At 70.2% G+C, this 17,485-nt stretch carries 16 protein-coding genes and 1 pseudogene; 12 read left to right on the top strand and 5 right to left on the bottom strand.

Features of this window, described 5'->3' with window-relative positions; translation table 11 throughout:
• Nucleotides 1–89 precede the first annotated feature (89 nt).
• Both ACGFU6_RS04895 and ACGFU6_RS04890 read left to right on the top strand, forming a co-directional pair.
• The gene (locus tag ACGFU6_RS04895) at nucleotides 90–971 is read left to right on the top strand and encodes an ABC transporter ATP-binding protein (RefSeq protein ID WP_393608093.1); all 882 of its coding nucleotides are present in this window, start codon (nucleotides 90–92) and stop codon (nucleotides 969–971) included.
• Nucleotides 972–1,155: 184 nt separating this feature from the next.
• Nucleotides 1,156–1,710: a GNAT family N-acetyltransferase gene (locus ACGFU6_RS04890; protein WP_393608092.1), complete on the top strand. Its 555-nt coding sequence runs from the start codon at nucleotides 1,156–1,158 to the stop codon at nucleotides 1,708–1,710.
• 60 nt (nucleotides 1,711–1,770) lie between these two features.
• Here the strand turns inward: ACGFU6_RS04890 and argB are convergent, their stop codons facing one another.
• The 3 genes from argB to ACGFU6_RS04875 all read right to left on the bottom strand — a co-directional run bounded on the left by argB (nucleotide 1,771) and on the right by ACGFU6_RS04875 (nucleotide 4,186).
• On the bottom strand, nucleotides 1,771–2,691 hold the full coding sequence (gene argB / locus ACGFU6_RS04885; RefSeq protein ID WP_393608091.1) for an acetylglutamate kinase: 921 nt from the start codon (nucleotides 2,689–2,691) through the stop codon (nucleotides 1,771–1,773).
• Nucleotides 2,692–2,723: 32 nt separating this feature from the next.
• Nucleotides 2,724–3,380: an isochorismatase family protein gene (locus ACGFU6_RS04880; protein WP_393608090.1), complete on the bottom strand. Its 657-nt coding sequence runs from the start codon at nucleotides 3,378–3,380 to the stop codon at nucleotides 2,724–2,726.
• 98 nt (nucleotides 3,381–3,478) lie between these two features.
• Nucleotides 3,479–4,186, bottom strand: coding sequence for a DUF2470 domain-containing protein (locus tag ACGFU6_RS04875; RefSeq protein WP_393608089.1), 708 nt, complete (start codon nucleotides 4,184–4,186; stop codon nucleotides 3,479–3,481).
• A 154-nt stretch (nucleotides 4,187–4,340) separates the two neighbouring features.
• On the opposite strand from ACGFU6_RS04875, the gene ACGFU6_RS04870 reads away from it, so the two are divergent.
• From ACGFU6_RS04870 to ACGFU6_RS04850, 5 genes and pseudogenes are all read left to right on the top strand, one after another.
• A complete protein-coding gene (locus ACGFU6_RS04870; RefSeq protein ID WP_393608088.1) occupies nucleotides 4,341–4,907 on the top strand; it encodes a GNAT family N-acetyltransferase in 567 nt (188 codons plus the stop codon).
• 445 nt (nucleotides 4,908–5,352) lie between these two features.
• The gene (locus tag ACGFU6_RS04865; protein ID WP_393608087.1) at nucleotides 5,353–6,627 is read left to right on the top strand and encodes a ricin-type beta-trefoil lectin domain protein; all 1,275 of its coding nucleotides are present in this window, start codon (nucleotides 5,353–5,355) and stop codon (nucleotides 6,625–6,627) included.
• Nucleotides 6,627–8,027 carry a ricin-type beta-trefoil lectin domain protein gene (locus ACGFU6_RS04860; protein WP_393608375.1) on the top strand — a complete coding sequence of 467 codons (1,401 nt, stop codon included), beginning with the start codon at nucleotides 6,627–6,629 and terminating at the stop codon, nucleotides 8,025–8,027. The genes ACGFU6_RS04865 and ACGFU6_RS04860 overlap by 1 nt, the downstream gene beginning before the upstream one ends.
• A gap of 195 nt (nucleotides 8,028–8,222) precedes the next feature.
• Complete coding sequence (locus ACGFU6_RS04855) at nucleotides 8,223–10,367, top strand: RICIN domain-containing protein (protein WP_393608373.1); 2,145 nt, start codon at nucleotides 8,223–8,225, stop codon at nucleotides 10,365–10,367.
• Nucleotides 10,368–10,473: 106 nt separating this feature from the next.
• Nucleotides 10,474–11,334 (top strand): annotated as a pseudogene (locus ACGFU6_RS04850) (ThuA domain-containing protein); the annotation flags it as partial.
• Between the two features lie 38 nt (nucleotides 11,335–11,372).
• On the opposite strand, the gene cynR reads toward ACGFU6_RS04850, so the two are convergent.
• Nucleotides 11,373–12,272 (bottom strand): transcriptional regulator CynR, encoded by a 900-nt coding sequence (gene cynR / locus ACGFU6_RS04845; protein ID WP_393608086.1) that lies wholly within the window; start codon nucleotides 12,270–12,272, stop codon nucleotides 11,373–11,375.
• A gap of 124 nt (nucleotides 12,273–12,396) precedes the next feature.
• Between cynR and ACGFU6_RS04840 the strand changes: the two genes are divergently transcribed.
• The 4 genes from ACGFU6_RS04840 to ACGFU6_RS04825 all read left to right on the top strand — a co-directional run bounded on the left by ACGFU6_RS04840 (nucleotide 12,397) and on the right by ACGFU6_RS04825 (nucleotide 14,600).
• Entirely contained in the window at nucleotides 12,397–12,990 is a 594-nt protein-coding gene (locus tag ACGFU6_RS04840) for a carbonic anhydrase (protein WP_393608085.1), read from the top strand.
• A gap of 112 nt (nucleotides 12,991–13,102) precedes the next feature.
• Nucleotides 13,103–13,573 carry a cyanase gene (gene cynS / locus ACGFU6_RS04835; protein WP_393608084.1) on the top strand — a complete coding sequence of 157 codons (471 nt, stop codon included), beginning with the start codon at nucleotides 13,103–13,105 and terminating at the stop codon, nucleotides 13,571–13,573.
• Between the two features lie 50 nt (nucleotides 13,574–13,623).
• Nucleotides 13,624–14,121: a nucleoside deaminase gene (locus tag ACGFU6_RS04830; protein ID WP_393608083.1), complete on the top strand. Its 498-nt coding sequence runs from the start codon at nucleotides 13,624–13,626 to the stop codon at nucleotides 14,119–14,121.
• Between the two features lie 104 nt (nucleotides 14,122–14,225).
• Nucleotides 14,226–14,600, top strand: coding sequence for a VOC family protein (locus tag ACGFU6_RS04825; protein ID WP_393608082.1), 375 nt, complete (start codon nucleotides 14,226–14,228; stop codon nucleotides 14,598–14,600).
• Nucleotides 14,601–15,364: 764 nt separating this feature from the next.
• On the opposite strand, the gene ACGFU6_RS04820 is transcribed toward ACGFU6_RS04825, so the two are convergent.
• On the bottom strand, nucleotides 15,365–16,189 hold the full coding sequence (locus ACGFU6_RS04820; protein WP_393608081.1) for an SDR family oxidoreductase: 825 nt from the start codon (nucleotides 16,187–16,189) through the stop codon (nucleotides 15,365–15,367).
• A gap of 817 nt (nucleotides 16,190–17,006) precedes the next feature.
• Between ACGFU6_RS04820 and ACGFU6_RS04815 the strand changes: the two genes are divergently transcribed.
• Nucleotides 17,007–17,225, top strand: a complete 219-nt coding sequence (locus tag ACGFU6_RS04815; protein ID WP_393608080.1) for an MbtH family protein — start codon at nucleotides 17,007–17,009, stop codon at nucleotides 17,223–17,225.
• Nucleotides 17,226–17,485 lie beyond the last annotated feature (260 nt).

The raw sequence follows: 17,485 nt of genomic DNA, 5'->3' as shown, positions 1-17,485 counted from the left end.
CGACGGGCGCGTCGCGCACGGCGGACACGTCACGTACGTCCGATTCGACCGGCCCCGGCGCGGACTCCGCGACGGCGGAAGGGACTCATATGAACGGGACACCCCCGGTGCAGGGCGCGCGGCTGCGGGCCGAGGACCTGACGCTCTCCTACGAGCAGCGGACCGTGGTCAGTTCGCTCGGCGTCGAGATCCCCGACCGCTCCTTCACCGTGATCATCGGACCGAACGCCTGCGGGAAGTCCACCCTCCTCAAGGCACTGGCCCGGATGCTCAAACCCCGTTCCGGGCAGGTGTATCTGGACGGCGCCGGCATCGCCACCTACCGCTCGCGGGAGGTCGCCCGCCGGCTGGGCCTGCTCCCGCAGTCCTCGACCGCGCCCGGCGGCATCACCGTGGGGGACCTGGTGGCGCGGGGCCGCTACCCGCACCAGGGGATGCTGAAGCAGTGGTCCGCCGACGACGAGACGGCCGTGCTGGACGCCATGCGGCAGACCGGTGTGCTGGACCTCGCCGACCGCCCGGTCGACGACCTCTCCGGCGGCCAGCGCCAGCGGGTCTGGCTCTCCATGGTGCTGGCGCAGCAGACCTCGATCCTGCTCCTGGACGAGCCCACCACCTTCCTCGACATCGCCCATCAGGTCGAGGTGCTCGATCTCTGCGCCGACCTGCACGCCCGCAAGGGGCACACGGTCGTCGCGGTGCTGCACGACCTCAACCAGGCATGCCGTTACGCCACCCACCTCATCGTCATGCGGCCCGGCGGCACGATCGCTGCCGAGGGCGATCCGGCCGCCGTCATGACCGCCGAACTGGTCGAGGACGTGTTCGGGCTGCCCTGCCGGATCATCTCCGACCCGGAGACCGGCACGCCCCTGATGATTCCGGCCGCACCCCGGCGCTACGTCCCCGAGGACGTCCCGGCGGGCTCCGGCGGCCCCGTCATGGCCGAGACCGGCCGGGGAGTGCGCTGAGGGCGGCGGCTGCCCGGAGCGCCGGCGAGCCCGCTCGCGGTCCCGGCGCGGAGCGACGCCGTCCCCGGGGTGCCGACTTGGCCATTGCAGTTAGGTAAGGCTAACCTAACTCGTGATGGTTCACCGGGGACCCGCGGCGATCCGGCCGCTCTTCGCGCACGGTGGAACCCGAGGAAGGAACGCCTTGATCACGGCCACACCGCGCCCCTCAGTCACGTCTGCGCACCTGCGGGACGCATCCCTCCCCGACCCGCTCCGGGTGCGCCGGGCGAGCCCTGGCGACGCCGCCGCCCTCGTCGCGCTCTCCGAGCCGTTCGTCCGCGCGGGAGCGCTGCGCCGGCGGCCGTTCGACGTCTACGCGGACCGGGCGGCCGACTTCCTGGTGGCCGAGGAGCCCGGTGGCGTCCTGCACGGCTGCCTCGCGCTGCGGGTCCACCCCGACGCGGAACCCGGCGCGGAACCCGACGCGGAACCCGGCGCGGCAGCCGCGGGCGTCCTCTACAACTTCTGTGTCGCCCGGCCGAGGCAGGGCAGCGGCCTGGGCGCACGGCTGCTGGGCGCGGCGCTCACCGGGGCGCGGGCGCAGTCACTGGCGGCGCTGTTCACCGCGACGACCGGCAGCGGGCGGCTCTTCCTCCGCCACGGCTTCGCGCCGGTCCCTCACGGGCTGGCCCCACGCGCCTGGGCGCGCACACTGGATCCCCGGCGAGGTGCGCGCGTTCTCGCCCGCGCCCTGTGACAGCGGTGGCGTGCCCCGGAGGCCGGGGCACGCCACCACGCGCGCGTCACGTACGAGGCGTCACGCGTCCGGGAAAACCGTGGTTCCGGGGCTCCGCTCGTCCAGGACGCCGCGCAGCACGGCGTGCGGGACCCGGCCGTCCAGCACCTGCGCCCGCCCCACCCCGGCGCGCACCGCCCGCAGACAGCCCTCCATCTTCGGGAGCATCCCGCTCGCCAGCCCGGGGAGCAGGCCGGACAGTTCGGCCGCCGTCAGGCGCTCGATGACCTCCGTGCTGTGCGGCCAGTCCGCGTACAGCCCCTCGACATCGGTGAGCATCACCAGCCGCTCGGCACCGAGGGCGACCGCCAGGGCCGAAGCCGCGAGATCGGCGTTGACGTTGTAGACCTCCCCCTCGGTGCCGCGCGCGAGGGGTGAAACCACCGGGATGCGGCCCAGCTCCAGCAGCGAACGGACGGTGTCCGGGGCCACGTTGACGATGTCACCTACCAGGCCGATGTCGACCGGCAGCCCGTTCACCCGGCCGGAGCGGCGCACGGCCGTCATGGTGTGCGCGTCCTCGCCCGACAGGCCCACGGCGAACGGCCCGTGCGCGTTGATCGCACCGACCAGCTCACGCTGGACCCGCCCCGTCAGCACCATGCGCACCACGTCGAGGGTCTCCTCGGTGGTCACCCGCAGGCCTGCCTCGAAGCGGACCTCCAGGCCGAGGCGGTCGAGCATCGCACTGATCTGCGGCCCGCCGCCATGAACCACCACCGGGTGCAGCCCGCAGTGCCACAGCTCCACGACATCGCGCGCGAACGTCTCCTGGAGGGATTCGTCCACCATGGCGTTGCCGCCGAACTTGACCACCACCACCCGGCCCCGCGTCTCCTTGGGCAGGGCCGTCCCCGGACGCGGGTCCGTCCGTATCCCGTCGCCGCGCCGTGGTGACTGTTCATGGAGGCCGGTTTCGGCCGTCGCGACCCGTGCGGTCATCTTCTTCCGTCTCTTCTGAGGTGGGGGTGCCGTCACGCGTCGTGGCGGACCCGGCCGAGCAGCAGATCGCGCAGCAGGCCGTCCGTCGTGCGGACCACCGCGCTGCGAGCCGCCCAGCGAAGCGCCATGGAGTGCTCCTCGGCGGAGAAGTCGGCCACGGCGTCGGCGACGACAAAGGGCTGAATGTCGTTCATGAAGGCGTCCGCGGCGGTCAGCAGCACGCCCAGGTGGGCGTGCACGCCGCAAAGGATCAGCTGATCGCGGCCCGTCGAGCGCAGCAGCCGGCTGAGATGGCTGTGCAGGAAGGCGTTGGGGCGCACATTGGGCAGCACGTGCTCGCCCGGCCGGGGCACCAGGGCCTCGATGATGGCGGAGTCGCCCGGGCCGCTGCCGATGCCGGGTCCCCAGACGTCCGCGACGAGCCCCCGCCTGCCCGGCGACTGGGCGGCGGGTTCGGCGCTGAAGACGACGGGCATGCCGAGCGTTCCGGCCAGCTCCCGCAACGCGGCGATGTTCTCGACCAGTTGCACGACCGGCGAGCGCCCCGGCGGGAACGCCCGGACGAAGTGGTTCTGCATGTCGTGGACGAGCAGCGCGGCCCGGTCGGGGTCGATGGTCCAGGAGGGCCAGGAGCGGGGGAGGGCCGTAACGTCGGGCATGTCGTAGGACTCGATGACTGGCAGGCCCATGACCGGCCCCTCCCCTGATGATCCGGCGATCCGGCCGTGGCGCGAGGATTCACTATGACTTAGTGAAGCCTAACCTAAGTTTCTTGTGCCGAAAGGGATCAGGGGTGGGAGTGGTGCTGCTGGTGCGCGCAACTCCGAGGTGCGGTGAGAAGCCGCCGGATCTGCTCGCCGGCGTCCGTGGCGTCGTGCGCGAGTGCCGGGAAGAGCAACTGGAGGTCGCAGTGGCCGGATTCGTATTCGCAGCGCAGGGTGATGCCGTGCCGGTCCAGCGCGAGGGGGAGTGCGCGGACCATGCCGCGCGGCAGCCGGGAGCCCGCGAGTCCGAGCAGGTCGGCCATCAACTCCTCGTGCGAGTCGGCCAGATGGGTCAGCATGTCGGCCTCCTCCGCGGCCAGCGGATCGGGCTCGGCGAGGGCGATCTCGTCCAGCCCGACATCCCGCGCGCCCGCCGGGGTCCGCAGCGAGATTCGCGCCGAGTCCAGCCGGAGCGCGCCGTCCGCCTCCGGGGCCAGCCGGCCGGAGACCGTCACCCTGGCGCGGACGCGGTCGCGCAGCGGGGTGGGGGCGATGTCGGTGAACTGCAGGAGGGCGGCGAGGCTGCCCAGGGGAGCTTCGGCGGCCTCTCGTGCCAACGGACTGTCTGGGCGGGGGTGGAGGGTGACCTGCCCGCCCGTGCTGACCGAGTGGAGCCCGATCAGGTCGTAGGCCTGCCCGGTGGTGGTGAGGGAGAGCGAGGTCGCGCGGGACAGCACCGTGCGGACCTGCTCCGCGTCGGTCGGTCCGGCCGGGACGGTGTCGGTGTTCAAGGGGACTCCCTGCGGAACGGATGCGAGTTAGGTAAGCCTAACCTTACCCCTCTGGCGGTGGGTGGTGTTCCGCCGGACGCGCGGTTCTGTGGCCGTTCGCACCACGGTTCACCGGATGCGGGAGGATCGGGTGAACCGTCCGGGGAGGACTTCGATGAACACCACCCTGCGGGTGGACGCGACACCGTGCGCCCCCGCACTCCTGCTGCGCCCCTGGGGCGAGGCGGACATCGGGCCGCTGGTCGAGGCGTTCCGGGATCCCGCGTTGCGCCGCGGGGCGCGCGGCCCCATGGAGAGCGCCGAGGACGTCCGGGCGTGGCTGGAGGTCCAGCGGAGCGGCTGGGTCACCGGCGAGCGGCTGGGCTTCGCCGTGCAGGAGGACCGGCCGGGCCCCGGTGGAGGCGCGTTGGCGGGCAGTGTGGTCATCAAGCGGGGGGATCTCGGCCAGGAGTCCGCGGAGGCCGGCTACTGGACGGCGGCGCACGCCCGGGGCCGCGGAGTGGCTCCTCGCGCTCTCGAGGCCGTCACCCGCTGGGCCTTCGAGAGCTTCGGGGCAGACGGCCTGGAGTGCGTCAAGCTGCTGCACCAGGTGGACAATCCGGCCTCGTGCCGGGTCGCGGAGAAGGCCCGGTACGGGTTTCGCCAGATCCTCCCGGCCCTGCCGCCCTCCTTCCCGGTGCCGGGCCACCTGCATGTGCGGTGGGCCGGTGACCCGGCCTGATCCCGGGTGTCCGATGCGCGGGCCGCGGCGATTCCGGCGTCATGAGGCCGACGGTCGTGGCCATGGACAGGGCTTGCAGTCTTTGACTCTTGTTCACGCGGCGCCAGTTCACCGGATCGCCGTGAGTGACGGCCCGGACACCTGAGGCATGTCCGCCCAAGCCGGACGGGGTGGGTGTGTGAACGTGCACTGGTACAGACCAGGGTCTTGACAGTCCATTGGTTCACTTCTTAAATCACGTAGTGAATTAAGCCTCGTGCACAGCAGTCCCACAGCGCCCCCACAGCACGTGCCTGCCGCCCCCCTCGCACCCCGGTTCTCGCCCCACCTCTTGAACGGCACCCCGCCCCGGTCGGCGCAGCTTCGGCATGCCCAACGCGCCCTGCGTCTGTCATGTCATATGCATGACAGGTCTTCTTCCCCTCACACACCGGAAGGGAGAGTCATGGACTCCCCCCGCTTGTCGCGGCGTTTGCTGCGCTCCGCACTTTCGGCCCTGACCCTTGCGCTGGTCACGACCGCCCTCGTGGGCGGTGGCGCTCACGAGCGGTCACCCGCCCTCTCGGACGCGGCGGCCTCGGCCGCCATGACGTTCGACGAGGAGTTCGACGGCTCCGCCGGCTCGGCGGTCAACGGCTCCCGATGGCAGATCGAGACCGGTGACAACGTCGACAACCACGAGCGGCAGTACTACACCGCCGGGAACAGCAACGCCGCGCTGGACGGCCAGGGTCATCTGGTCATCACCGCGCGCAAGGAGAACCCCAAGAACTACCAGTGCTGGTACGGCACCTGTCAGTACACCTCGGCGCGGCTGAACACCTCGGGCAAGTTCACCCAGACCTACGGCCACGTCGAGGCCCGGATGAAGATCCCGCGCGGCCAGGGCATGTGGCCCGCCTTCTGGATGCTCGGCGACGACATCGGACAGGTCGGCTGGCCCAACTCCGGCGAGATCGACATCATGGAGAACGTCGGCTTCGAACCCAGCACCGTCCACGGCACCCTGCACGGCCCCGGCTACTCCGGCTCCGCCGGCGTCGGCGCCGGCTACAGCCTCCCCGGTGGCCAGGCCTTCGCCGACGACTTCCACACCTTCGCCATCGACTGGGCCCCCGACTCCGTCACCTGGTCCGTCGACGGCAACGTCTACCAGCACCGCACCCCCGCCGACACCGGCGGCAACACCTGGGCCTTCAACAAGCCCTTCTTCCTCATCCTCAACCTCGCCGTCGGCGGCTACTGGCCCGGCGACCCCGACGGCAACACCACCTTCCCCCAGCAACTCGTCGTCGACCACGTCCGCGTCACCACCAGCGACACCCAGCCCCCGGCCGGTTCGGGCACCATCACCGGCCTGGCCGGAAAGTGCGTCGACGTGGCCGCGGCGAACAGCGCCAACGGCACTCCCGTCCAGCTCTACGACTGCAACGGCTCCGCCGCCCAGAAGTGGAGTGTCGGGGGCGACGGGACGATCAGAGCCCTTGGCAAGTGCCTTGACGTCGCGTCGGGCGGTACGGCCAACGGGTCCGTCGTCCAGCTGTGGGACTGCAACGGCTCCGCCGCCCAGCGCTGGGCGGTCAGTGGTGCGCGCGACATCGTGAATCCGCAGGCGGACAAGTGCCTGGACGTCACGGGGAACAGTTCGGCCAACGGCACCCGGCTCCAGATCTGGACCTGCACCGGCGCGACCAACCAGAAGTGGACGGTGAACAGCTGATGCGCCGATACCTGCTGCGTGGGCGAGCGCCCGCCGTACGGAGCGCACTGGGAGTGGTGGCCGCCGCGGCGCTGCTCGCCGGGCTGACCGGCTCGCCCGCCCTGGGCGCCGCCCAGGCCACCGGACGGATCACCGGGGTCGGCGGGAAATGCCTGGACGTCGCCGCGGGCGCCACGGCCAACGGCACTCCCGTCCAGCTCTACGACTGCAACGGCACTACCGCCCAGCAGTGGAGTCTTGGCAGTGACGGGACGGTCAAGGCGCTGGGCAAGTGTCTTGACGTCGCGTCAGGTGGCACGGCCAACGGGTCCGTCGTCCAGCTGTGGGACTGCAACGGCTCCGCAGCCCAGCGCTGGGCGGTCAGTGGTGCGCGCGACATCGTGAATCCGCAGGCGGACAAGTGCCTGGATGCCACGGGGAACAGTTCGGCCAACGGCACCCGGCTCCAGATCTGGACCTGCACCGGCGCCGCCAACCAGAAGTGGACCGCGCCAGCCGTGGACGGAGGCGGCGGAGACCCGGGGACGCCCGGGGCGATGGCGGTCGCACCGTACCTCTACAACGGCTGGGGCAGCCCGCCCAGTCCGACCACCGTCATGAACGCCACCGGCGTCAAGTGGTTCACGCTCGCCTTCGTCCTCAGCAACGGCTACTGCAACCCGCAGTGGGACGGCGGCAGGCCGCTGACCGGCGGGGTCGACCAGCAGACGGTGAACACCGTCCGGGCGGCGGGCGGCGACGTCATCCCGTCCTTCGGCGGCTGGAGCGGCAACAAGCTGGAGAGCTCCTGCTCCAGCGCCGGTGAGCTGGCGGCCGCGTACCAGAAGGTGATCAACGCCTACGGGCTGAAGGCGATCGACATCGACATCGAGGCCGACGCGTACGCCAGCGCCACGGTGCAGCAGCGCACGGTCGACGCGCTGAAGACGGTGAAGGCCGCCAACCCGGGCATCAAGGTGTACGTCACCTTCGGCACAGGCCAGAGCGGGCCCGACGACAGCATGATCCGCAAGGCGTCGGCCTCCGGGCTTACCGTGGACAGCTGGACGATCATGCCGTTCGACTTCGGCGGGGCGGGCCAGAACATGGGCAACCTCACCGTCAGCGCCGCCGAGGGGCTGAAGAACGTGGTCAAGAACGCCTACGGGTACACGGACGACCAGGCCTACCGGCACACCGGGATCTCCTCGATGAACGGCATCACCGACGACAACGAGACGGTGACGGTCGCGGACTTCCGCACCATCCTGGCCTACGCCCAGCAGCGCCACCTGGCCCGGCTCACCTTCTGGTCCGTCAACCGGGACCGCCCGTGCGCCGGCGGCGGCGCCGACACCTGCTCGGGCGTCTCGCAGCAGCCCTGGGACTTCACGAAGGTGTTCGCCCAGTACGCGGGCTGACCGTCCGGTGTACCGGGTGACCGCCCGGTACACCGGCTGACCGCCCTGCCCGACGCGTCGTCCACCGCACAGGAGACAACCGTGCTCAGATCTGTCCGAAGGCCCACCGGGGACGGCCCGGCCGGCCCCTCGCCCACCCGCAGACGGCGGGCACTGACCTCCGTGCTGGTGGCCGGCGCGCTGGCCGGGTCGGTCCTGGCCGCCACCCCCGCCCCGGCCGCCGTCCGGGCCGCCCCCGCCCCGGCCGCCGCCGCGGCGCTGCCCACCGGCTGGGCCACCGTCGTCAACAGCGGCAGCGGCAAGTGCCTGGACGCCAGGGCCGCCGCGACCGTCAACGGCACCGCCGTCCAGCAGTACACCTGCAACAGCTCCACCGCCCAGCAGTGGAGCCTGACCGCGACCAGCGGTGGCTATGTGCGCATCAACAACCGCAACGACGCCAACCAGGCGGTGGACGTCACCGACGTGTCCACCGCCGACAGCGCCGCCGTCCAGCTCTGGACGTACAGCAACGGTGCCAATCAGCAGTGGCAGCCGGTCGACGAGGGCGGCGGCGCCTACCACTTCGTCAACCGCAACAGCGGGAAGTGCCTCGACGTGCCCGCCGCCTCGACGGCCGACAGCGTCCAGCTCGTCCAGTACACCTGCAACAACTCCGCCGCCCAGCGCTTCCAGGTCACCCCGGTGAGCACCGCGCCCGGCGATACGGACCTCGGCCCCAACGTGGTGGTCTTCGATCCGTCGATGCCCTCCGCCACCATCCAGGGCCGGCTCGACTCGATCTTCCGCCAGCAGGAGACCAACCAGTTCGGCAACCAGCGCTACGCGGTGATGTTCAAGCCGGGTACGTACAGCAACGACGTCAACGTGGGCTTCTACACCCAGGTCCTCGGGCTGGGGCAGTCGCCCGACTCGGTGACGATCAACGGCGCCGTCCACGCCGAGGCGGACTGGTTCCCGCCGCAGAACGCCACCCAGAACTTCTGGCGCGGCGCCGAGAACCTCTCGGTGAACCCGACCGGCGGCACCGACCGCTGGGCCGTCTCCCAGGCCGCCCCGTACCGGCGCATGCACGTCCGGGGCAATCTGGCCCTGGACGACGGCGGCTGGGCCAGCGGCGGATTCATGGCCGACACCAAGATCGACGGCCAGGTGCGGTCCGGCACGCAGCAGCAGTGGATCACCCGCAACTCCACGCTCGGCAGCTGGACCGGCTCCAACTGGAACATGGTCTTCGTCGGCAGCCAGGGCGTCCCGGCCACCAGCTTCCCCAACCCGCCGTACACGACGGTGAACCAGGCCCCGGTGGTCCGCGAGAAGCCCTTCCTGTACGTGGACGGCAACGGCGCCTACCAGGTGTTCGTACCGGCCGTCCGCAACAACGCCTCGGGCACCACGTGGGCGGGCGGCAACGCCGCGGGCACCTCGATCGGCATGGACAAGTTCTTCGTCGTGAAGGCGGGAGCCACGGCCGCGCAGATCAACGCCGCGCTGGCCGAGGGGAAGAACCTGCTCGTCACCCCGGGCGTCTACCACCTCGACCAGACCCTGAAGGTGACCAGGCCCGACACGGTCGTGCTCGGGCTCGGCCTCGCCACGTTCATCCCGGACAACGGGGTCACCGCGATGACGGTGGCCGACGTCGACGGGGTCAAGGTCGCCGGCATCCTCCTCGACGCGGGCACGACGAACTCGTCGACCCTGATGGAGGTCGGCCCGGCCGGCTCGTCGGCCTCGCACGCGGCGAACCCGACCTCGCTGCACGACGTCTTCTTCCGGGTCGGCGGCGCCGCCGTGGGCCGGGCGACCACCAGCCTGGTGGTCAACAGCGACAACGTCATCGGCGACCACATGTGGATCTGGCGCGGCGACCACGGCAGCGGCATCGGCTGGAACAGCAACAAGGCGGACACCGGACTCGTCGTCAACGGCGACGACGTGACGATGTACGGGCTCTTCGTCGAGCACTACCAGAAGCACCAGACGATCTGGAACGGCAACGGCGGGCGCACGTACTTCTACCAGAACGAGATGCCGTACGACGTGCCGGACCAGGCGTCCTGGATGAACGGCTCCACCCAGGGCTACGCCGCCTACAAGGTCGCCGACTCGGTCACCAGCCATCAGGCCTACGGGCTCGGCAGCTACTGCTTCTTCAGCTCCAACCCGGGCGTGACGGCCGAGCACGCCTTCGAGGTCCCGAACAACCCGGACGTGCGGTTCCAGAGCATGGTGACCGTCTCGCTCGGCGGCACCGGAACGATCCGCCACGTCATCAACGGGCGGGGCGGCCCCTCCAACTCCGCCTCCAACGTGGCGAATCTCGTCAGCCAGCCCTGACCAGCCCCCGGCAGTTCCGCGCGACGTCCTCATGACGCACCGGGCCGGATCCGGACACCACTGGATCCGGCCCGGCCCCCCACAGGTTCGGAAGGGACGCATTCGAATGAACACCCACACCACCAGGCCCACGGCCCGGCGCCGCGGAGGCGTCGGCCGGCTGCTCCTGCGGCTGCTCCTGCTGCCGGCGCTCCTGCTCGGACTCACCGCCGCCCCCGCGCACTCGGCGGCGAAGGCCCCCGCCTTCAAGGTGATCGCCTTCTACAACGGCACCTGGGACGCGGCGCACATCAGCTTCGTCCAGGAAGCCAACCGCTGGTTCCCCACCACGGCGGCGGCCAACGACTTCTCGTACACCTCCACCAACGACTGGTCCCGGCTGAACAGCATCACCCGCGACCAGTACCAGGTCGTGCTGTTCCTCGACGACGCCTCGCAGACCGCGTCCCAGCGCTCCGGATTCGAGCGGTACATGCGCTCCGGCGGCGCCTGGATGGGCTTCCACGTCTCCGCGTTCACCACCGAGGCCCAGAACTGGCCCTGGTACTACGACCAGTTCCTGGGCAGCGGCAACTTCAGGTCGAACACCTGGGGCCCGACCACCTCGGTGCTGCGCACCGAGGACCGGGGCCACCCCTCCACCACGGGCCTGCCCGCCACCTTCACCTCGTCGGTGAGCGAGTGGTACTCCTGGTCCAACAACCTGCGCGACAACCCGGACATCAAGGTCCTGGCCTCCGTCGACCCGGTCAGTTTCCCGCTCGGCACGGACCCCGACCAGTCCTGGTACAGCGGCGACTACCCGATCCTGTGGACCAACACCGGCTACCGGATGCTGTACGCCAACTTCGGCCACAACGCCATGGACTACGGGTCGAACACGACCCTGTCCTCGACCTTCGCGAGCGAGACCCAGAACCGCTTCGTCGTGGACGGGCTGAAGTGGCTGGGCGGCGCGTCCGCCACCGGGGGCGCCCGGCGCTGATCGCAGCCCCGGCCCGGCCGTCAGGCGTCCAGGGCGGTCCTGACCCAGTCGTGCGTGAGCCGGGTGAACTCCTGCGCCGCGGAGCTCTGATAGGAGGCTTCGCGGCGCAGCAGTGCGACCGTGCGCGAGGGCAGGGCCGGGGTGAGGGGGACGGGGCTGAGGTGGGGGTGGTCGCGGGTGATCGCGTCCGGCAGGACCGTGGCCAGCGGGGTGCGCCGGACGATCTCGGTGAGGGCACTGATGGAGTTGGCCTCCACCGCGACCGACGGTGTCGTGCGGTGCCGGGTGAAGTAGGCGTCGATGTGGCCCCGGGTGGCGAAGTCGTCGCTGAGCAGGGCGAGGGGCTGCCCGGTGAGGCTCGTCACCGGCAGTGCCCGGGTGCTCCCCGCGCGGGGGTGGCGGGGGCCGACGACCAGGCTCAGCGTCTCGGTGAACAGGTCGGTCGCGCCGATGCCCGGCAGGTGCGGGCCGTGGAAGGCGATGCCGAGGTCCAGTTCGTCGGCCAGCAGCGCCGATTCGATGCGGTCCTGGGGCAGCTCCCGGACATCCAGCGTGATCCCCGGGTGGCGGGTGTGGAGCAGCTCGGCCAGCGGGCCGACGAGATACGCCGTGAAGGTCGGCGTCATGGCCAGCCGCAGGGCGCCGCGGGAGAGGTCCCGCACGTCGAGGACGGCACGTTCGGCGGCGGCGAGGTCCTGGAGGGCGCGGCGGGCGTAGTGCGCGTACGTCTCACCCGCGTCGGTCAGCCGGACCGCGCGGCCGGAGCGGTCGAACAGCTGGACGCCCACCGTCCGCTCCAGCTGCTTGATCTGCTGGGACAGGGTGGGCTGGGAGATGTGCAGCTCCTCGGCCGCCCGGGTGAAGCCGGCGTGTTCCGCGACGGCGAGCAGATAGCGCAGATGACGCAGTTCCAGGGCCATACCTCCAAGAATAGATCACATCTATGGCAGGTATGGATATTGCGTCTTGGACACTATAGATACAGGTCATGCATGGTGGATCTCGTCAGCCCGACGGGCCGACAAGCCACCGAAGGGAGTCACCGTGCACGACCTCGCAGCAGGCGTCGCGCGTTTCCGCCGGGACGTCTTCCCGGCCAAGGCGGAGCTCTTCGCCCACCTGGCGAGCACGCACACGCCCACGACACTGTTCATCAGCTGCTCCGACGCCCGCGTGGTGCCCGAGCTGATCACCGGCAGCGAGCCGGGTGAGCTGTTCGTGATCCGGACCGCGGGCAACCTCGTCCCGGCCTACACCCCCGGCGCCGACGGAGTGGCGGCGAGCATCGAGTACGCGGTGGCCGTCCTGGGTGTCACGGACATCGTCGTGTGCGGCCACTCCGCCTGCGGCGCCATGACGGCCCTGGCCGAGGGCCACGACCTGAGCGCCCTGCCGACCGTCGCCGGCTGGCTGCGCCACGCGGACGCCTCCGTGGCCCGCACCGCCGGGTCCGGGGTGGACGCGCTGGTGCGGGGCAACGTCCTGGCCCAGCTCGCCGGTCTGGCCACCCACCCCTCGGTGGCCAGGGCGCTGGCGGCACGCGAGGTGACGCTGCACGGCTGGGTCTACGACATCCCCACCGGCGCGATCACCCGGCTGGACCCGTCCGGCGCCCCGGCACCGGCCGCGGTGTCCTGACCCCCGGACCACCACGTCCCCGAAACCACCACGTCCCCCGTACACGCTGTCCCGTCGCCCCGACCCGCCGCTCCGGTCCCGGTGCGGCACCCCAGGAAAGGACCTCACCGTCATGGTGCACGCCCAGTTCGACAACACCGCCCGCCAGCAGCTCGCCGTCACGGCCGTGGAGGCCAAGACGCGCAGGGACCTGTCCTGGCAGCAGATCGCCGACGCGGCCGGCTTCTCCGTCGCCTTCGTCACCGCCGCCGTGCTCGGCCAGCACGCCCTGCCCAAGGCCTCCGCCGAAGCGGTCGCCGGGCTCCTCGGCCTGGACGACGAAGCGGTGATGCTGCTCCAGACCATCCCGACCCGGGGCTCCATCCCGGGCGGCATCCCCACCGACCCGACCATCTACCGGTTCCACGAGATGCTCCAGGTCTACGGCACCACCCTGAAGGCCCTGGTCCACGAGCAGTTCGGTGACGGCATCATCTCGGCCATCAACTTCCGCCTGGACGTGAAGAAGGTCGCCGACCCGGAGGGCGGCGAGCGCGCCGTCATCACGCTGGACGGCAAGTACCTGCCGACCAGGCCCTTCTGAGCCGCCCCGGCCTCCCCACCCCCATACGCACGTACCACCCCGAGGACCCCATGGACTTCGCACAGCGCACCATCGACATCGCCCGCCGGAACGTCGCCGAAGGCGGCCGCCCCTTCGCCACCGTCATCGTCAAGGACGGCGAGATCCTGGCCGAGAGCCCGAACCGGGTCGCCCAGACCAACGACCCGACCGCACACGCGGAGATCCTCGCCATCCGCGAGGCCTGTACGAAGCTGGGCACCGAGCACCTGACCGGCACCACCATCTACGTACTCGCCCACCCCTGCCCGATGTGCCTGGGCTCCCTCTATTACTGCTCGCCGGACGAGGTCGTCTTCCTGACCACCCGCGACGCCTACGAGCCGTACTACGTGGACGACCGCAAGTACTTCGAACTCGACTCCTTCTACGGAGAGTTCGCCAAGAACTGGGACGAGCGCAGGCTGCCGATGAGCCACGCGCCCCACGAAGGGACGACCGAGGTCTACCGGCTCTGGCAGGAACGCAACGGCGGCGAGCGCCGGGTCCCCGGCGCCCCCACCGCCTGACACCACGGCGCGGAAGCGGCGAACGTCACCCCCTGCCGTTCCACCGGCCGACGGCACACCGATGGACGCGTGCGGCAAGGGGCGTTCCGGGGAAGGCGAAGAGCATGACTACATCGCTCGGCGCTTTCGTCCTCGGTACGCCGGACCCGCCCGCCCTGGCCGACTTCTACCGCGCTCTGCTGGGCTGGGAGGAAGTGGACCGGGACGCGGAGTGGGTCCGGCTCCGGTCGCTCGAACAGGAGCGGCCGGGCCTGAGCTTCCAGCTGGAGGCCGGACACACCGTTCCCGTATGGCCGCCGCGACCGGGCACCCAGCAGATGCAGGCACACCTGGACATCCAGGTGGACGACCTGGACGTGGAGACCGGACGGGCCTGCGCCCTGGGCGCCACGCTGGAGGAACACCAGCCCCAGGACGGTGTGCGGGTCCTCCGCGACCCCCACGGTCACCTGTTCTGCCTCTTCCTCCCGGGGGCGTGACCGGCACCGCCCCGGCGGCCGAGGACCGCGCTCGGTGCCGCGAACCCGCCGGAAGATTCCCTGCCGCGGCCACAGGCCCCATCAGCGTCTTTCGGGATCATGCTGCGTTACGCGGCCGATTCTCCCCACGCGCTCCCCAGGACGGTCGATACTCACCGGATTCTCCCCAGGAAGTGCCGTTGCGGCGAGCCGGGTGGCGCGGGATTCGAGCGACTGTGCGAGGGCATCCGTAGGCCATGTCTTCTCACGTGGCAGCGTCGTCGATGGTCGTGCTCGCTGAGCGATGGCAGGGTCCGCCCTGGTTCAAATGGGCGTTCCTCGGAGTGTGGGTGCTGTTCGCTGTCTTCATCCTGTTGAGGCTGCGCAAGAACGGGTGGAAGTTCCCAAGGCGTCGTCCTTGAGGAGCTGCCGTGCGGATAGGCGGGTCACAAATACCTCCCAGTGGGTACGGTTTTGACACGCCGCCGCCGGCGACGCCGGTGCATGTCGAGCCGGGTGGCGAGACGGGTGGCAGGCCGGCTGTAGTCGACGGGTATGCGCCGCATGCGGGGGATGGTGGTGGCACCCCACCGGGTGGACGCTTTCGTCGCTTCCATACAATCCCGCCGGTGAAGAGACAGGCGCGGTTCACAGAGCAGGCTGCCCGGTTCCGGACCACTACATGCCGGCCACAGATCGCGCACCGGAGGTCTTCGCCATGTTCAAGACCCGCCAGTGTCAACAACGCTCGTGATCAATACACCTGGCTCCTGTCCGGCCCCGGCTCAGCCCTGCGCCAGCTCTGCTACGGGCTGCCACTTCTCCCAGACGGCGAGTCGCTGCTCGTAGTCGGCCTTGGCGATGCCCAGCGGCGCCGAGCCGAAGAAGCAGCGCAGCGGCGGCTCGTCGGCGTCGACGATCTCCAGCACGGCGGCGGCGGACGCGGCCGGGTCGCCCGGTGTGCCGACCCGCTTGCGGCGCTGCTCCTGCACCTCCTTGTGGAAGTCGGCGTACGCGGGCAACGGGTGGGAGGTGCTCGACGACGAACCCGCCCAATCGGTGGCGAAGCCTCCGGGCTCGATCAGCGTGACCTTGATGCCGAACGGCGCCACTTCCTGGGCCAGTGCCTGGCTGATGCCTTCGAGCGCCCACTTCGACGCGTGGTAGATCCCGACCAGCGGGAAGGCGCTGATGCCTCCGATGGAAGAGACCTGGAGAATATGGCCGCTACCCTGCTCGCGCAGCAGCGGCAGCGCGGCCTGGGTGATCCACAGGGCGCCGAACAGGTTGGTGTCCAGTTGCGCGCGCGCCTCGGCCTCGGTGAGCTCCTCGACCAGGCCGAAGTGACCGTAACCGGCGTTGTTGACCACCACGTCAAGACGCCCGAACCGTTCGTGTGCCTGCTGCACGGCGGCGAAGCCGGCTTCACGGTCCGTCACGTCGAGACGCAGAGGCAGCAGCCGTTCTCCGTACTTCTCGCGAAGATCACCCAGAGTGGAGAGGTCGCGCGCGGTCGCGGCCACCGAATCGCCGCGTTCGAGGGCGGCGACGGCCCACTCCCTGCCGAAGCCGCGCGAGGCACCGGTGATGAACCAGATCTTCTGCGTCATGGTGTGCTCCTCCAGAAACCCGTCATCCGCTCGGACAACATCTCCCGCCAGACAACACCTTCGAGTGGACTCGAAGACAAGTCGTCAGGCGCGTGGCGGCCGCCGAAACGCCGGGATCGGCTGTGCCCTGGTCTCGGCAGTCCCTGTCGGTCGGGGCGCCACAGCGGGGGCGGGGACCTGCGGGATCGGGGCGACGCGCTGCTGGGCCGTGTCCTCAGTACTCCCGCAGGCGTTGGCTCTCCGGAGACGTGGCGCACTGACGCGTTTGGCGCGGCCGGTCTCCCGCCGTGCGACGGACGCCCCATTGCCTCTCCTTGGCTGGGCGAGACGGGGCGCAGGCGGGGCGCGTACCCGGCGTACGGGAGCGCGGTGTGATCTCGGTGTGTCAGAACGTCAGCGGGCGTACGCCATCGGCTATCCAAAATTGAACGGGTCGCATTTGGCGATACTCGCACAATAGGGACATGGAGTGGCTGAATGTTTCCGTTGTGACCCGACTGGCATATGCCTCGGGGGCGTCTCGGTCGTTGTGGGCCCTTTGGGTAATCGCGGGCAATGGGCTGAATTTGCGTCGTCGGCCGTCGAAAGTCCTCTAGTGTGATTGGCGTGAGCGAGCCAAGTCGGGGGAGTCCCGCTCGGCCGTCGGTGTGACGTCGGTATCCCGAGGCGTAACGAATCTTCGCCCCGCGTGATCGAGATATCGCACCGTGATGGGGCGGGCGGTTCGGCGGGTCGCTGTGGACATCGATTTGCGGTGTGCCCGAAAAAGGCTGATGAACATGCCGTGGAAAGTGCGAGAACAAGTGGGGGGACGGTCGTGACCAATCCTTTCGATGACGAGTCGGGGCGGTTCGTGACGCTGGTGAATGGCGAGGGGCAGTACTCGCTGTGGCCGGCGCACATCGAAATCCCGGGCGGCTGGAGTGTGGGCGGCCCGGAAGGATCGCGTCAGGAGTGTCTGGACGCGATCGAGGCTGGGTGGACCGATATGCGGCCCGCCAGCCTGGTGCGGATGATGGAGGCCGACGCGGGGTAGTGGGGCGTTCGAGCCCTTGATGCCGCCGTAGATGACCACCCAGGACGGGGCATGTTCCGGCGCTCCAGCCGATCACCTTCGCTCGCAATCGAGCAGAACCGATCAGGCTGGAGCGACAAGCATTCACGCTTGGCCCATGAGCGATCATGTTGCCTTTATTTGGCTTTCGTGAATCATTGATGGACCGCCTCGCGGATCGTCCTCGATACGTGAAGTCGGTGGAGTGCCTGTCGATCTACCGGGTCGTCAGGGGCGCCACC

This window comes from Streptomyces sp. NPDC048462, assembly GCF_043200175.1.
Taxonomy (GTDB): Bacteria; Actinomycetota; Actinomycetes; order Streptomycetales; family Streptomycetaceae; genus Streptomyces.
This window is presented reverse-complemented; position numbering and strand designations above follow the sequence as displayed.

What these genes read in the sequence shown, in the direction of transcription:
- ACGFU6_RS04825 (WP_393608082.1), top strand. Translation starts at nt 14,226, where the DNA reads ATGACTACATCGCTCGGCGCTTTCGTCCTCGGTACGCCGGACCCGCCC.
- ACGFU6_RS04870 (WP_393608088.1), top strand. Translation starts at nt 4,341, where the DNA reads ATGAACACCACCCTGCGGGTGGACGCGACACCGTGCGCCCCCGCACTC.
- ACGFU6_RS04880 (WP_393608090.1), bottom strand. Translation starts at nt 3,380, where the DNA reads ATGGGCCTGCCAGTCATCGAGTCCTACGACATGCCCGACGTTACGGCC.
- cynR (WP_393608086.1), bottom strand. Translation starts at nt 12,272, where the DNA reads ATGGCCCTGGAACTGCGTCATCTGCGCTATCTGCTCGCCGTCGCGGAA.
- ACGFU6_RS04820 (WP_393608081.1), bottom strand. Translation starts at nt 16,189, where the DNA reads ATGACGCAGAAGATCTGGTTCATCACCGGTGCCTCGCGCGGCTTCGGC.
- ACGFU6_RS04830 (WP_393608083.1), top strand. Translation starts at nt 13,624, where the DNA reads ATGGACTTCGCACAGCGCACCATCGACATCGCCCGCCGGAACGTCGCC.
- ACGFU6_RS04860 (WP_393608375.1), top strand. Translation starts at nt 6,627, where the DNA reads ATGCGCCGATACCTGCTGCGTGGGCGAGCGCCCGCCGTACGGAGCGCA.
- ACGFU6_RS04865 (WP_393608087.1), top strand. Translation starts at nt 5,353, where the DNA reads ATGGACTCCCCCCGCTTGTCGCGGCGTTTGCTGCGCTCCGCACTTTCG.
- ACGFU6_RS04895 (WP_393608093.1), top strand. Translation starts at nt 90, where the DNA reads ATGAACGGGACACCCCCGGTGCAGGGCGCGCGGCTGCGGGCCGAGGAC.
- argB (WP_393608091.1), bottom strand. Translation starts at nt 2,691, where the DNA reads ATGACCGCACGGGTCGCGACGGCCGAAACCGGCCTCCATGAACAGTCA.
- cynS (WP_393608084.1), top strand. Translation starts at nt 13,103, where the DNA reads ATGGTGCACGCCCAGTTCGACAACACCGCCCGCCAGCAGCTCGCCGTC.